General features: G+C 55.8%; 11 protein-coding genes. 8 read left to right on the top strand and 3 right to left on the bottom strand.

What is annotated here, in order from left to right; genetic code table 11:
• Window positions 1-84: 84 nt before the first annotated feature.
• Entirely contained in the window at window positions 85-840 is a 756-nt protein-coding gene (locus IEY38_RS18740; RefSeq protein ID WP_188980197.1) for a sulfatase-like hydrolase/transferase, read from the top strand.
• 46 nt (window positions 841-886) lie between these two features.
• On the top strand, window positions 887-1,237 hold the full coding sequence (locus IEY38_RS18735) for a hypothetical protein (RefSeq protein WP_188980195.1): 351 nt from the start codon (window positions 887-889) through the stop codon (window positions 1,235-1,237).
• 117 nt (window positions 1,238-1,354) lie between these two features.
• On the opposite strand, the gene IEY38_RS18730 is transcribed toward IEY38_RS18735, so the two are convergent.
• Window positions 1,355-2,854: a hypothetical protein gene (locus tag IEY38_RS18730; protein ID WP_229775384.1), complete on the bottom strand. Its 1,500-nt coding sequence runs from the start codon at window positions 2,852-2,854 to the stop codon at window positions 1,355-1,357.
• Window positions 2,855-3,238: 384 nt separating this feature from the next.
• Here IEY38_RS18730 and IEY38_RS18725 point away from each other — a divergent pair, with 384 nt between their 5' ends.
• Both IEY38_RS18725 and IEY38_RS18720 read left to right on the top strand, forming a co-directional pair.
• On the top strand, window positions 3,239-4,033 hold the full coding sequence (locus IEY38_RS18725; RefSeq protein ID WP_188980192.1) for a glycosyltransferase family 2 protein: 795 nt from the start codon (window positions 3,239-3,241) through the stop codon (window positions 4,031-4,033).
• A 90-nt stretch (window positions 4,034-4,123) separates the two neighbouring features.
• Window positions 4,124-5,287 carry a glycosyltransferase family 4 protein gene (locus tag IEY38_RS18720; RefSeq protein ID WP_188980190.1) on the top strand — a complete coding sequence of 388 codons (1,164 nt, stop codon included), beginning with the start codon at window positions 4,124-4,126 and terminating at the stop codon, window positions 5,285-5,287.
• Window positions 5,288-5,479: 192 nt separating this feature from the next.
• On the opposite strand, the gene IEY38_RS18715 is transcribed toward IEY38_RS18720, so the two are convergent.
• Together IEY38_RS18715 and IEY38_RS18710 are read right to left on the bottom strand one after the other, a co-directional pair.
• A complete protein-coding gene (locus tag IEY38_RS18715; protein WP_188980188.1) occupies window positions 5,480-5,932 on the bottom strand; it encodes a UPF0179 family protein in 453 nt (150 codons plus the stop codon).
• A gap of 32 nt (window positions 5,933-5,964) precedes the next feature.
• Window positions 5,965-6,342: a DUF5820 family protein gene (locus tag IEY38_RS18710; protein ID WP_188980186.1), complete on the bottom strand. Its 378-nt coding sequence runs from the start codon at window positions 6,340-6,342 to the stop codon at window positions 5,965-5,967.
• Window positions 6,343-6,953: 611 nt separating this feature from the next.
• Here IEY38_RS18710 and IEY38_RS18705 point away from each other — a divergent pair.
• From IEY38_RS18705 to IEY38_RS18690, 4 genes are read left to right on the top strand one after another with little or no spacing between them, the layout of a single operon-like run.
• Complete coding sequence (locus IEY38_RS18705) at window positions 6,954-9,026, top strand: PrkA family serine protein kinase (protein ID WP_170096243.1); 2,073 nt, start codon at window positions 6,954-6,956, stop codon at window positions 9,024-9,026.
• On the top strand, window positions 9,026-11,308 hold the full coding sequence (locus tag IEY38_RS18700) for a PrkA family serine protein kinase (protein WP_188980184.1): 2,283 nt from the start codon (window positions 9,026-9,028) through the stop codon (window positions 11,306-11,308). Before IEY38_RS18705 ends, IEY38_RS18700 begins: the two co-directional genes overlap by 1 nt.
• Window positions 11,299-12,615 carry a YeaH/YhbH family protein gene (locus IEY38_RS18695; protein ID WP_188980182.1) on the top strand — a complete coding sequence of 439 codons (1,317 nt, stop codon included), beginning with the start codon at window positions 11,299-11,301 and terminating at the stop codon, window positions 12,613-12,615. Before IEY38_RS18700 ends, IEY38_RS18695 begins: the two co-directional genes overlap by 10 nt.
• Window positions 12,612-14,651: a SpoVR family protein gene (locus IEY38_RS18690; RefSeq protein WP_188980180.1), complete on the top strand. Its 2,040-nt coding sequence runs from the start codon at window positions 12,612-12,614 to the stop codon at window positions 14,649-14,651. Before IEY38_RS18695 ends, IEY38_RS18690 begins: the two co-directional genes overlap by 4 nt.
• The last annotated feature ends 91 nt before the right edge of the window (window positions 14,652-14,742 follow it).

Below are 14,742 nucleotides of genomic sequence, written 5' to 3'. Positions count from 1 at the left end.
GCTGGGTTGACACCAACAAAGCCGCTATTTTGAGCTAGTCACCTGATAAAAGATTTAATATGTTGGCTATCGGTTGTGGCACATATGACAAACATTATACTACTCACAATAGACTGTTTCAGATATGACCGATGTGGATTTAATGGGCATCATCGTAACACGACTCCTTTTATTGATCAACTAGCTGGAGAATCAGTCATATTTGACAACGCGTTTGCTACAGGTCCATATACTACAGAATCGGCACCTAGTATTTTTGCCGGACAGCATTCCTTCAACGGTTGTTATTTTAATTCCCATGCGTGGAAAGCGATCCCTGAAAACAGCGAGACAATCGCCTCGTATTTGAACAAACATGGATTCGAAACCTTATCTGTCCTATCAAACCCCCATATGACGGAAAGCCGAAATTTTGATTTAGGATTCGATTTGTTCCGAAATTTGCAGACAGACGGAAAAGATCCCAAGGCCAAGACAGAAGATGGTAGTTCGGATTTCTCCATAGCAGACTATGCGCATGAAATAAAGACACGGATGAGAAAGTATAATTCACTATTAACGCCATATACTGTTCCATACGTAGCTCATCGGTTGCTACAGACACGAAGTGAATGGCCGGCGCACCGTGCTGAGTACGTCCTTCGAGAATTTATTGATGAACTCAACGATGCAGCTAAGCCGGTGTTTGGGTGGACACACCTCATGGATTTACACGCCCCTATACACCCGGACGTAGGAGATACACCAGTCTATAAGAACTTACTTTCCGATGCTAGTGCGAGCGCCTGGTTTGCCGTCACAGAGAATTCAAAGCGCATTTTCACTAGCATGGATACATGAACTTCTCGCAGAACTCATATCCAAACCAACAGGGAACTTCCCCTCTATGAGTGGGAATGATAGTTTCTTGTTAGATGAACCTGCAGAGGAGCCAGTAATCTCTGATACGGTAGACGAGAATGGGCACACGATAGCGGTTCGAGACGACTCTTGGAAATATATTCGTCATGATGTCTCGCCTCCTCAGGATTTCTGGTACCCGTTCGATGATCGAGAACAAGCATATCACTACATTACCGACCAAGGGGAACGGAATCCGGCCGACATTTCTAACGTTGGAGAGCTAATATCAATGGCGGAGGATTATTTAATTTCACCAGATTCCCTTCCTAAACTCGAAGGAGGCTTTTCACGAGATATGGAAGAACAGCTGGAGGACCTCGGGTATAAAATGTAACTATTGATATTGCGTGCGACTGGCTGTGTGACATTACGATATCAAATTAACACAACTATCCAAAGTGCAATTACTGACTTGTTGCCCTTACAGGCTCACCCGGATATATAACGAAGGCTATGGTTCAGGCTGGGGACGGTGTGATTCGGTATTTTGGCGGGTATAGTCTGTTTCCACGATCAATCGGACATGTCCGGACGAATATACAATCGACCGATTGTTTAGTTCTTTGATAGGTGTGTAATCAAGCACTTGTGTCCCACTCATCCGGTAGCGGTTGATATCTCTAAGCACGATATCGCCCTTTACGCTGGAGATATTACCATTGAACAGAGGTTCTCCAAGCGGTTCCCATCCTTCTTGTAGAGAATGTCCCGCCCCTGGTTGGTAGGTTCTATCGGCAGATATCTCATGTAGTTCGCGCGCATAATAGAGATCCGTTGAGACATTGCTCGTCACTCCGTCAATGGTTCCTTTTGCGTGTTGCTCTTCCTCTGTGAGATACTGACGGAATTGACCTGGATGATCCGGTGACGCAATCGGAGCGGTCAGTTGGACTAAAATAAGGAGTCCGACGGTAATGAGTGTACCCGTGTGGGGAAGGCGTTTAACTCCAAATTCGGTGAATATAGCGAACGGGACAACCGCTAATAAAATTACTCGCGTATACGGAATACCGGGACCAAAGACCGCTACAGCGACAAGAAGAGCGCTTAACATTCCGGCGGCAATCAGTAGCTGAGATGATGTGTCGCAGAGTTTGTCCTGTCTGCGACTGAAGAATATCCAGCCTGCTCCAGCCGCAGTACCAAGTGTTAACCAGTGTAAATTTGTCAGAATCGACCCCCAGAGTCCACCTAAGACTGGCGATGCTGCTGAAAGATCAACGGCCCCTGTGGTGAATGATGCTCCAACGATAGATGGAAGCAGTATTACGTTGAACAATCCCCATCCAAAATTTGTCAGGAAAAACCATTGCAGCGTAGCCAAACAACACAGGATTATAGCAAAACTCCCGAGTATCCGATTTCCTCTTGAAAGAAGTGTTGCCACAAGAAAGATTGGGGCGATGAACCCAAGAGAGAGTTTATGGGTAAAAGTAAGTGCGGCTAGTAGAACGAGCAACAGTGATGTTATTAGAATATCAGTAGGACCCCCTCTGAAGAAATCCTCTTGGATATAAATGATGGTAGCTAAAAATAAAATAGCGACAACTGGGACAGCTAGTCCCTGTGGAATAGGTTGGATACTCCACGCTGCAAGTGTTGATGCAGTTGCCGTAATGATCCCCGCAATAAGCCCATTATATTCAAACCGTCGAGCAATTGCTGCAGCCGCAAGTGAAGGAACAGCTGTCAGCAGAATTGGAGAGATTACCAACGCCTCTCGTCCTCCTGCATTTATAAGTATTCCAGTGATTGCGGCAAGGACATGGAAATTTGCTGCAACCTCATAGAAGGCGAGACTACCGATGGCTTCGGTTGATCCAGATTGAATGATTCGCTCAACCCCAACAGCAATTTTATCTGGATCCATTCCGATCATTGAGGGGGTTGAGAGGTAGAGGTAAACACGGATCGCGACAAGACCCAAGAAGAACATTGCTAACGAAGCCATTGGATTTCGACGAAGTAGATACGCGGCCACCAGTAAAACAGCAGAGAAACCAATTATAGAGAGATAGTAACCAATAGGTAATAAAAAGGCTGTACTCGACGCACCGAGGAGTATGAGAATAAGTACAAACTTGATCCTTTGTCTGTGTTTTTTCACAATTCAGAATCCCACTCTTACTGGATATTCCTTCAATTAGATTGTCAGTGATAAAACCCTTACTCTAAGAAACTAGCAGTGGTCGGCTTAATATACAAGCCACTACGTACTTCTTTTATATAGCTTCGTCAGAATAGTACTGAAGTATTTTAATCATAGATGTGTATGAAACCGTGGAATGTTTTAAAACCATCATATATTTAGGTATAATCTGGTAACATACTGTACATGCGCTCACTCTCTGTCTGTATTGCCACGTATAATAATTCGGACACAATAAAGAGGGCACTTGACAGCATTAATTCATTAGCTGATGAAATAGTTGTATTAGATAGTCAGTCAACCGATGGAACGAGAGAAATTGTCAACGAATATCATGAGGCGGTTATCTACGATTACGAATTCAAGGGATTTGCAGATATGTTTCGGACTGCTGCCGAGAAGGCGTCAAATGAATGGGTACTCTTCGTCGATGCAGATGAGGAAGTCAAGGAGGCTTTAGCTCACGAAATCAGAGTCACCCTTGATGAGCCATCAGACGACGCATATCGGGCAGAAAAGCAAAACCGTATGTGGGGCCAATGGATGCATGCCACCCACAAGCCGCGGCCAATTCTTGCTCGAAAGCAAGCGCTTAGTTGGGACGACTCATTGGTGGGAGAGGAGTGGAAGGTGCGAGATGGGTTTACATCAGATGAACTTAGAAACCCTATCCATCACTACGCCTACGATGACATAGACGAGTATTTGGAAAAATGGACAAGATATACAGCAGCTGATGCACTCGATGAATGCAAAGCAGGGTACACCCCATCAATTCCGAAATATTACATAAAAGGAATTGCCGCATTTTGGTACCGATATATATACGAGAAGGCAATTCTTGACGGGTGGCAAGGGTTATTTTTCGCAACTATGTCTGGTGTTTTCTACCCAGTAGTTGATGCCAAGATACGGCATATCCAGACAATTCAGAAGCAAAATGAGGATTGGGAAGAGTGGTGGATCGACACAAAACTGTAACCCAAGCTGATAATCCGTAGCATTTCGGGAGATCTGTTCTGAATTCACTTGATGACAAGATAATAATGGGTGGCGATATTTATTTTAGGTATGAGGGTCGGATTTATAACGTCTGAATATCCTCCAAATAATCCAGGGGGAGCAGGAATCAGTAGTAAATTAATAGTCGATAGTCTTCGTAATGAAGGCATTGATGTTGACGTGTACGCTACTGTTGGCCAAGAAACATCGGCTACTCTACAGGACGGAGTTTATAAGCTACCGGACCAATCGCGCTATCCCGGCCCAAAAACCATCGGAGAAAATATTAGCGTATTCCGTCATCTACCGTCTCTGGATCAGTATGATTTACTTCACGTTTATAATGTTAGACACTTACCAGGAGTGGTTCTGAGAAGTTCAGTCCCAGTTGTTTCTACGATGAATAACCACACGTGGATATCACCAGATGCTGAGCAACACCTCCGAGAAGGCCTACCTCGGTATGACTTACCGACTATCTTCCGGCACTCTCAGACTAATGGATATACGGGTATTCAGGCGCCAATCCGTAGCGCAATAGAATGTATTGGGAAATCAATAGCTAGTCGTGTTGACCACTACACAGTCCAGACAGAGGGGATGAAAAAAGTAATGACTCGTTCTGGTTATGACCCCAAAAAAATAGAAGTCATACCAAATATCCTAGACGAGCGATTCAGACCTGCAGAGATGAATAGCGAATCTTATATTTTATTCGTTGGACAGCTGTACGATCATAAGGGTCCAGTCGAGGTGATACGCGCGTTCGATTCACTTCCAAGAAAAATAAAGAACAATTGGGAACTTAGAATCTATGGGAAAGGAGAACTCAAGCCGAAAATTGAGAAGATTCTATCCGATAGAAGCCTCACACAAGTCAGTATAAATTATAGTTCTTATACTGAATTACCGGAAGTATACGCTAACGCAGGATTGCTCATTCATGCCTCAAAATATACAGAGCCCTTCTCACGAACTTGGTTAGAAGCGATGGCGTCTGGGACGCCGATCGTTGCCTCCGAAAATCCTAGTTCATCACACATCCTCAAAGATGTAGCCGAATTCTACGACCCATTTGATACACAGGCATTAGCAGAAACGCTTCAGGAAGTGTTAAGCGATGAAAAAATGAGAGAATCAATGGCTAAATCTGGAAAACGTGAAGTAGAGAAGTACACTCCCGAAAGGGTTGGCAAAGAGTATGCAGATCTCTACAATCGGATTGTTTCATAGGGACAACCCCACCAATCTACCATATTTCATATATCCAGCGTTATTGTGAATTCAGCTGTCGCTTTTTGAGATGGCGCTCCATAGTGCTCTCTATCTCATCATCGAAGAAATCAAGAATGTCTGAATAGCCCCGAGAGATCCGTTTCGTTGCCAGATGTGGAAAAAACACACACGACGTACCGGGGAATTCCTTCAGCCATCTTCCGGCGCTTCCAACTCCACCAACGTCAGATCCCGATCTAGCATACAGTAGTCATGCGGCGGATCACCAGTAATCTCAGATATACGATATTCCTCATCAAATTCAGCGCCAGCGGGCTCACAGTAGGGATGGCTGGGACATTCGGTGTGTGGACAGGGGCCCGGCAGCGACGCCTTACTCCCAGCGTACGCACCCTTCGAGGGGACGTTGGCCTGAATCGGTGCAGGCTCGACCTCGACAGCCCGAACGCCGGTGTCGTGCATAGCACAGTCTAGCGTTTGGCCGCTCTGTCGGACGTTGGTGATCCGGTAGCGGTTCCCGGTCGTCAGATTGAGGCATTGGTCGCGGTAGGGACAGTCAGCACAGCCGCTGGCTTCGCCGCGGTAGACGAACTCCGCGCCGGCCTCGGCGAGGCGCGTCCCGACGAGCGTGACAGTGGTCATACCGGACTATAGAACGTCGCCACGGTAAAGCGTCATGTCCGACCGGTCAGGTCGTCCAGTTTGTCCAGATACGTCTCGCGGGGCACCTGGTACAGCGAGCGGTAGTCCAGTTCGCCGTCGGCGAAGCGAGTCGCGAGTTCCACAGCGCCCTCGACGGCAGCGTCGCGGCCCTCGTAGGAATCGGCGTCGCGCTCGACTTCGGGTTCCAGATAGAAGGAGACATACCAGCGCTCACCGGTCCGGTCAGCGCCGGGGCGGCGGGTCCGTTTCCCGCGCGTGAGATAGATGGTCGGGAGACACGGCGCTGGAAACTGCTCCGAGTCGAAGATGTCCGGTCGGTACGCGAGGATGAGCTTCTCGTCGGTCTCGTTCCACACCGTCCAGTCTTCGGGGAGGCCCGACAGGTCCATACCACTGAATTGGCGTGGACCGGCAAGAATCCGCTGGTCCGTCCCAGCGTCCGCCAACTCCAGAGACCGACACTCGGTTGCGTGATGGCAACGCCGGTACATTGGGTCGCCATTCCGTGTGTCCCGTTCTCAACCGCCAATCAATGCGGCAACAGATTCACATCAATCCAGCGCTAAACACTGGCCGACACACCGAAGAGAACAGTTGACAACCGACACAGTATATAAACCAATCAAAAACTAATGAGATATGTTAACATAGTTGTGGCCCGCCATCCCCGCATTCGGCTGACCAGAACACCGGGATTTATCGGCGGTATGCCCACAGTAGGGCAAAGTTCTTATATGAACAGAACTCGTACAGTAAATAGTATCGGAAACAGTTCGGCACTGTCTCCCGTTACCACGCCAGGTCGGAACAGTCCCCGTGTTCCGCCCGGCAGGTCAGCCATGGAAGGGTACACGCGCCACCCTGCAGCGAAGGGTGCTTCAGCGGCCGTATGCGGCCACATCTGCGGCGGACAGCATCGACACCGAGTAGACACACAGCCCCGGGGTCATCCTGCAACAGTCGGTGGTCGCCTGCAGCCACGACGAACTACTGAGATAGCATGAGCAAGAACAAAGAGACACTCGAAGCGCTGAGCAAGGAGTACCGTGACACGATACCGGCGGACCTCCGGAAGACGAACACGTTCGACTGGTATCTGCAACAGTTGTACGACGAACCGAAGATCGCCCGCAACGCCCACCAGCGCGTGGCCGATATGTTCGACTACTACGGCAAGACCTACGACGAGGAAGCCGGTGTGGTCGAATACGAGCTGGCGAGCGAGGACCCGCTGAACGACGGCGAGAACACCTTCTACGGGCGGGTCATCCACGAGGCGATCCACGAGTTCGTCAACAAGGTCAAATCCGGCGCTCGCGGACTCGGTCCCGAGAAGCGGATCAAGCTCCTTCTGGGACCGGTCGGCTCCGGTAAGTCCGACTTCGACCGGCAGGTCCGGCGCTACTTCGAGGACTACACCAGCCGGGACGAGGGCCGGATGTACACGTTCCGCTGGACAAATCTCTGTGACGTCATCCACGATCAGGACCCCGCCGACGACGTGGTCCGGTCGCCGATGAACCAGGACCCGCTCGTGCTCCTGCCGCAGGCACAGCGAGACAAGGTCATTGAGGACATCAACGCGGCGCTCGATGCTCCCTACACCATCCGGAACGAGCAGTCGCTCGACCCGGCCTCGGAGTTCTACATGGACCGCCTACTGGCGGAATACGACGACGACCTCCAGTCCGTCCTCGAAAACCACGTCGAGATCGTCCGCTTCGTCGCCGACGAGAACCAGCGACGCGGTATCGAGACCTTCGAGCCCAAGGACAAGAAAAATCAGGACGAGACGGAGCTCACGGGCGACGTCAACTACTCGAAGATCGCCATCTACGGCGAGAGTGACCCGCGAGCGTTCGATTACTCCGGAGCGTTCTGTAACGCCAACCGCGGTATCTTCTCTGGCGAGGAGCTGCTGAAGCTCCAGCGGGAGTTCCTCTATGACTTCCTCCATGCCAGTCAAGAACAGACAATCAAACCCAAGAACAACCCCCGTATCGACATCGATCAGGTCATCGTCGGCCGGACGAACATGCCCGAGTACCGGGATAAGAAGGGCGACGAGAAGATGGAGGCGTTCAACGACCGGACCAAGCGCATCGACTTCCCGTACGTCCTCCAGTACGAGGCCGAAGCCCAGATCTACCAGAAGATGCTTCGCAACGCCGACCTGCCGGACATCCAGGTCGAGCCCCACACCCTGGAGATGGCGGGGCTGTTCGGCGTCCTCACTCGCATTGAGGAACCGGACAACGAGTCCATCGACCTCGTGCAGAAGGCGAAAGCCTACAACGGCGAGATCGACGAGGCCGACGACGTCGACGTGAAGAAGCTCCGTGAGGAGGCCGAGAAGATGGCCGACATCGGCGAGGGGATGGACGGCGTCTCCCCGCGGTTCATCGGCGACGAGATCGCCGAAGCCATCATGGACTCGATGCACCGCAGCCGCGACTTCCTCTCGCCGCTGACGACGTTCAACCACCTCGAAGGCAACCTCGAGAATCACGGCTCCATCGACGAGGAGTCGTTCAGCAAGTACTACCGCTTCCTCGAACTCGTCCGGGAGGAGTACAAGGAGCGGGCCATCGAGGACGTGCGCCACGCGCTGGCCTACGACATGGACGAGATCCAGCGCCAGGGCGAGAAGTACATGGACCACGTCATGGCCTACATCGACGACGCGACCGTCGAGGACGAACTCACCGGCCGCGAGCAAGAGCCCGACGAGCAGTTCCTGCGCTCCGTCGAGGAGAAACTGAACCTCCCCGAGGACCGCAAGGACGACTTCCGGCAGGAAGTGTCGAACTGGGTGTCCCGGCGCGCCCGCGAGGGTGATACGTTCAACCCACAGGACAACGACCGCCTGCGCCGCGCCCTCGAACGCAAACTCTGGGAAGACAAGAAACACAATATCAACTTCTCCGCGCTGGTCTCCAGTTCGGAGATGGACGACGAGGAGCGCAACCAGTGGATCGACGCCCTCATCGAGCAGGGCTACTCCGAGGAGGGTGCCAAGGAAGTCCTCGAATTCGCCGGTGCGGAGGTCGCCAAAAGCGAGATGGAAGAGTAATGACTGGCGAGGAGTACATCGATCGCGCGGACGAGTCTCTCGACGCCGCCTACGAGGCCCCGATGAGCCTCGCGGAGTACGTCGACGCCGTCCTCGAAACACCACAGGTCGCGGCACACGCCTCGAAGTACCTGCTCGATGCCATCGAGGACGCTGGGACGCGGATGGTCATCGAGGAGGGCGAGGAGAAGGAGCGCTACCGCTTCTTCGACGACCCGTACAACGACGGCGAACACGCCATCCTCGGCAACACCGAGGTGCTGAACGCCTTCGTCGACGACCTGCGGTCCATCGCGGCCGGCCGCGGCAAAGACGAGAAGATCATCTGGCTCGAAGGGCCGACAGCCACGGGCAAGTCGGAGCTGAAGCGCTGTCTCATCAACGGCCTGCGGGAGTACTCGAAGACGCCCGAAGGCCGGCGCTACACCGTCGAGTGGAACGTCGCTGGCGCGGGCGGCAACGCCACCAGCATGACCTACGGGAACGCGGCCATCGAAGACGAGGACGACTGGTACGAGAGTCCCGTCCAGGCCCACCCGCTGACGGTGTTCCCCGAGGACGTTCGCGCGGACCTGCTCGCCGAGGTTAACGAACGCCTCGACGACCACATCCCGATCCGTGTCGACGGACAACTCGACCCGTTCTCCCGCGAGGCCTACGACTTCCTCGAAGAACAGTACCGCCGGCAGGGCGAGACGGACCTGTTCTCGGCGGTCACCCAGCCCTCGCATCTCCGGGTGAAGAACTTCGTCGTGGACGTGGGCCGTGGCATCGGCATCCTCCACTCCGAGGACGAAGGGACGCCCAAGGAACGGCTCGTCGGTTCGTGGATGCACGGGATGCTCCGCGAACTCGATTCGCGAGGCCGGAAGAACCCACAGGCGTTCAGCTACGACGGCGTCCTCTCGCAGGGCAACGGCCTGCTGACCGTCGTCGAGGACGCTGCCCAGCACGCCGACCTGCTCCAGAAGCTGCTGAACGTCCCCGACGAATCTCACGTCAAGCTCGACAAGGGCATCGGGATGGACGTGGACACCCAGCTCGTCATCATCTCGAACCCGGATCTGGAAGCGCAGCTCAACAAGCATGCCGACCGCGAGGGCCAAGACCCGCTGAAGGCGCTGAAGCGCCGGCTCGACAAACACGAATTCACGTACCTGACGAACCTCTCACTCGAAGCCCAGCTCCTGCGACGGGAGCTGACGAACGAAACCGCGGTCTGGGACCCCGAGACGTGGGACGAACTGGAGACGTGGATTCAGGAGCCACTGACCATCTCGGTCCGGGATCAGGTCGAGACGGCCACCGAGAAGGAACTGGCCCCACACACCGTCGAGTCCGCGGCCCTGTATGCCGTCGTCTCGCGGCTCGACAGCGCCGAAATCCCGACGGGGCTGGACCTCGTCGACAAGGCGCTCCTGTTCGACCGGGGCTACCTGATGGAAGGCGACGAGCGCGTCGACATCGAGGACTACGACCTGGAGACCACCGCCGAAGACGGCGACCACGGTATCCCAGTCACCTACGTCCGCGACATCATCGCCGACCTGCTGCACGAGCCACAGGACCGGCACCACCCCGACCTCCCGGTCGAACACGTGCTGATGCCCCGAGACGTGCTCAACGCCGTCGCTGAAGGGCTTTCGGACGCGCCTGTATTCTCGACCGGTGAGGCCACGGAGTACGAGGAACGCGTCGTGACTGTCAAGAACTACATCTTCGGCCAGCAGGAACAGGACGTGCTCGACGCGATGATGCGTGACAAGCGCGTCGACGAGGCGACCGTCGAGGAGTACATCGAGCACGTCTACGCCTGGGAATCGGACGACCAGATCGAGAACGAACGGGGCGAACTCGTCGACCCGGACCCGCTGAAGATGAAGGTGTTCGAGATCGAGCACCTGGGTCGCTTCGACGAGAAGAACTACGACGGCAACGAGCCCGATCACGCCGTCGAACAGTTCCGCACCGAGAAGATCATCACGGCGCTGAACCGCCACGCGTGGCAGCGCCGCGACGAGGAGTTCCGTGTCGGCGACGTGAACCCGAAGGAGATCCCGGTCATCAACACCGTCCTCGGGAGCTACGACTGGGACGACATCCAGCGGACCTACGAGGACTTCGAACCCGGCCAGTGGGACAACCCGCCGTCCGGGACTGAAACGGCTCGGCTCAAGGAGAAGACGCTGGACAACATGGTCGAGATGTTCGACTACACCGAGGCGTCGGCCGAGTTGACGAGCCGACACGTCATGAGTCAGGTGAGTTATAGATGGGACTAAAAGACGACCTCGAACGGTACCGTGACGTGGGCGAGGAGCGCCGCCAGGACCTCGCCGAGTTCATCCAGTACGGCGATCTGGGCCAATCCCGGGGCGATTCGGTTCGTATTCCGATCAAGATCGTCGACCTGCCGGAGTTCGAGTACGACCAGCGCGACCAGGGTGGCGTCGGCCAGGGCGAGGGCGCCGAAGAGGGCGACCCCGTCGGCCAGCCACAGCCCCAGCCCGGCGATGACGACGGTGACGAAGACGGCGAACCCGGCGAGGAGGGCGGCGAGCACGAATACTACGAGATGGACCCCGAGGAGTTCGCCGAGGAACTCGACGAACAACTGGGGCTCGACCTCGAACCGAAGGGCAAGAAAGTCATCGAGGAGAAGGAGGGCGATTTCACGGATATCACCCGAACCGGCCCATCCTCGACGCTTGACTTTGAGCGGCTGTTCAAGAAAGGGCTCAAGCGAAAGCTCGCGATGGACTTCGACGAGGACTACGTCCGCGAGGCGCTCAAAGTCGACGGCTGGGGGCCGGCCACCGTCTACGAGTGGACCCGCGAGCAGAACATGCCCGTCTCGAAGGCGTGGATCGACGACGCCTACGAGGAACTGCCAGCCGACGAGAAAGCCGTCTGGGACTCCATCGAAGAGATGGAGGACAACGTCGAGAAAGTCGAAACCTCCCAGCGCATCCGCCGAGAGGGCGTCGACCAGATCCCGTTCCGGCGCGAGGACGAGCGCTACCGCTACCCCGAAATCGTCGAGGAGCGCGAGAAGAACGTCGTCGTCGTCAACATCCGGGACGTCTCCGGGTCGATGCGCCAGAAGAAGCGGGAACTGGTCGAGCGGACCTTTACGCCGCTTGACTGGTATCTCACGGGCAAGTACGACAACGCCGAGTTCGTCTACATCGCCCACGACGCCGACGCCTGGGAGGTCGAGCGCGACGAGTTCTTCGGCATCCGCTCGGGCGGGGGCACCCGCATCTCCAGCGCGTACGAACTCGCAGCGGAAATCCTCGAAGAGGAGTACCCCTGGAGCGAGTGGAACCGCTACGTGTTCGCGGCGGGTGACAGCGAGAACTCCTCGAACGACACCGAGGAGAAGGTCATCCCGCTGATGGAACAGATCCCGGCGAACCTCCACGCCTATGTGGAGACCCAGCCGAGCGGGAACGCGATCAACGCCACCCACGCAGAGGAGGTCGAACGCAACTTCCGGGACGCCGACAACGTCGCGGTCGCGTACGTCTCCTCGCCGGAGGACGTGGTGGATGCCATCTACGACATACTCAGCACGGAGGACCAATGAACAACGATAGATTCGCGAAACAGCGCGTGGCCGACGACCTCGACGAACCGGTCAAAGAGGCTGGCAATCTCGCCAAAAAGCTCGGCCTGAAGCCGTACCCGGTGAACTACTGGATCGTCGACTACGACGAGATGAACGAACTCATCGCCTATGGCGGGTTCCAGCAGCGGTACCCGCACTGGCGCTGGGGGATGCAGTACGACCGCCAGCAGAAACAGGGCCAGTTCCTCGGTGGGAAGGCCTTCGAGATCGTCAACAACGACGACCCGGCCCACGCGTTCCTGCAGGAGTCGAACACGCTAGCCGACCAGAAGGCCGTCATCACCCACGTCGAGGCCCACGCGGACTTCTTCGCCAACAACGAGTGGTTCCGCATGTTCACCGACGGCTCCTCCCGGACGACGACTGACGAGTCCGGCGAGGACCGCCGTCGCGGCCCCGACGCCGCGGGGATGCTCGCCCGCCATGGCGACACCATCCAGGAGTACATGCAGGACCCCGACATCGAGCGGGCCGAGGTCGAGCGGTTCATCGACCACGTCCTCTGTCTGGAGGACAACATCGACCAGCACGTTCCCTACAGCCCGGTCGAGACGGTCCCCGAGGAGTTCGAGGATATCGAGGGGGCTGACGTAACTGACCAACTGGATGACCTCGACCTCTCCGAGGAGGTCAAACGGCAGGTGTTCGACGAGGAGTGGCTGGACGCTCAGCGCGACGACGACGAGAACGTCACGTTCCCCGCCGAACCCGAGAAGGACGTGCTCGGGTTCCTCCGGAAACACGGCATGCAGTACGACGCGGACGCCGAGCGGGCTACGGAGATGGAAGATTGGCAGAAAGAACTGCTGGAACTGCTCCGCCGGGAGGCGTACTACTTCGCTCCCCAGAAGATGACGAAGGTGATGAACGAAGGGTGGGCCTCCTACTGGGAGTCCCTGATGATGACCGGCGAACAGTTCGCCGGCGATGACGAGTTCATCCTCTACTCCGACCACATGTCGAAGGTACTGGGGTCGGGCGGCCTGAACCCCTACAGCCTCGGCTTAGAGATCTGGGAGTACGTCGAGAACACGGAGAACCGCCGTGAAGTCATCGAGCGCCTGCTCCGGGTCGAGGGCATCACCTGGCGGAACTTCGATGAGAGCGTCGACTACGAAACCGTCCAAGACCACCTCGAACCCCCGGAGTGGCTCACCGACGTTCCGGGCCACCTCGACGACCTCGACCCCGAGGACCCCCGTGTCGACAGCGAGGGGCTAGCGGCGGCCCGTGACGGCGACTTCGACGTGGAACAGTACCCCTGGAAGGTCCTGACCTACGAGGGACTGGCCCACCGACACTACTCGCTGGTCAAACCCCAGTACCGCGGCTTCGTCTCCCGGATCGGCCAGGAGGAACTGGAGCGGACCGCCCGCTACATGTTCGACGACTCGCGCTACGACAGCGTCGCGAAAGCGCTTTCGGACGTGGACTACACCCGCGGCTGGGAACGGATGCGGGAGATCCGGGAGAGCCACAACGACGTGACGTTCCTCGATGAGTTCCTCACCCAGGAGTTCGTCGACGACAACGACTACTTCACCTACGAGTACACCCATGCCTCGGGCGACTACCGAGTGACCTCGACGGACCACGAGGACGTCAAGAAGAAGCTGATGTTGCAGTTCACCAACTTCGGCAAGCCCACCGTTGTCGTCGAGGACGGCAACTACCAGAACCGCAACGAACTGTTGCTCGCCCACCAGTACAACGGCGTGATGCTCGACATCGGGCAGGCCAAGGAAGTGCTCAAGCGCACCTTCGAACTCTGGGGCCGCCCGGTGAACCTCCTGACCATCGTCAAGGAGTTCGACGACCACGACGTGGAGGTCGCCAAGCGCCGCGACCGCGAACCCGAACCCGAAGAGGTCGGCAAGCGCATCCGCTACGACGGCGACGAGGTGACCGTCACCGACGTGGACTGGTCCGAGGTCGAACACCTCACCGCGACCGACATCGACTACAACACTAAGCCGGACGAATGGCTGGCCTGAGCGCTGCGCGGCGCTCTTGGAGCGGGCGGAGAACCGCCCTGCGACACTGACAGGCAGTTTCTCGTTGAGCCACCCGAATCGTATATAATAA

It is taken from the genome of Haloarcula sebkhae, from assembly GCF_014647415.1.
In the GTDB taxonomy this organism is placed as follows: Archaea; Halobacteriota; Halobacteria; order Halobacteriales; family Haloarculaceae; genus Haloarcula; species Haloarcula sebkhae.
Note: the sequence above shows the minus strand (reverse complement) of the source record. Positions and strands in the feature narration are given on the sequence as shown.

Excerpts from the sequence above, each read along its gene's own strand:
- IEY38_RS18720 (WP_188980190.1), top strand. The coding sequence starts at position 4,124 with ATGAGGGTCGGATTTATAACGTCTGAATATCCTCCAAATAATCCAGGG.
- IEY38_RS18710 (WP_188980186.1), bottom strand. The coding sequence starts at position 6,342 with ATGGACCTGTCGGGCCTCCCCGAAGACTGGACGGTGTGGAACGAGACC.
- IEY38_RS18735 (WP_188980195.1), top strand. The coding sequence starts at position 887 with ATGAGTGGGAATGATAGTTTCTTGTTAGATGAACCTGCAGAGGAGCCA.
- IEY38_RS18695 (WP_188980182.1), top strand. The coding sequence starts at position 11,299 with ATGGGACTAAAAGACGACCTCGAACGGTACCGTGACGTGGGCGAGGAG.
- IEY38_RS18730 (WP_229775384.1), bottom strand. The coding sequence starts at position 2,854 with ATGGCTTCGTTAGCAATGTTCTTCTTGGGTCTTGTCGCGATCCGTGTT.
- IEY38_RS18690 (WP_188980180.1), top strand. The coding sequence starts at position 12,612 with ATGAACAACGATAGATTCGCGAAACAGCGCGTGGCCGACGACCTCGAC.
- IEY38_RS18740 (WP_188980197.1), top strand. The coding sequence starts at position 85 with ATGACAAACATTATACTACTCACAATAGACTGTTTCAGATATGACCGA.
- IEY38_RS18705 (WP_170096243.1), top strand. The coding sequence starts at position 6,954 with ATGAGCAAGAACAAAGAGACACTCGAAGCGCTGAGCAAGGAGTACCGT.
- IEY38_RS18725 (WP_188980192.1), top strand. The coding sequence starts at position 3,239 with ATGCGCTCACTCTCTGTCTGTATTGCCACGTATAATAATTCGGACACA.
- IEY38_RS18715 (WP_188980188.1), bottom strand. The coding sequence starts at position 5,932 with ATGACCACTGTCACGCTCGTCGGGACGCGCCTCGCCGAGGCCGGCGCG.
- IEY38_RS18700 (WP_188980184.1), top strand. The coding sequence starts at position 9,026 with ATGACTGGCGAGGAGTACATCGATCGCGCGGACGAGTCTCTCGACGCC.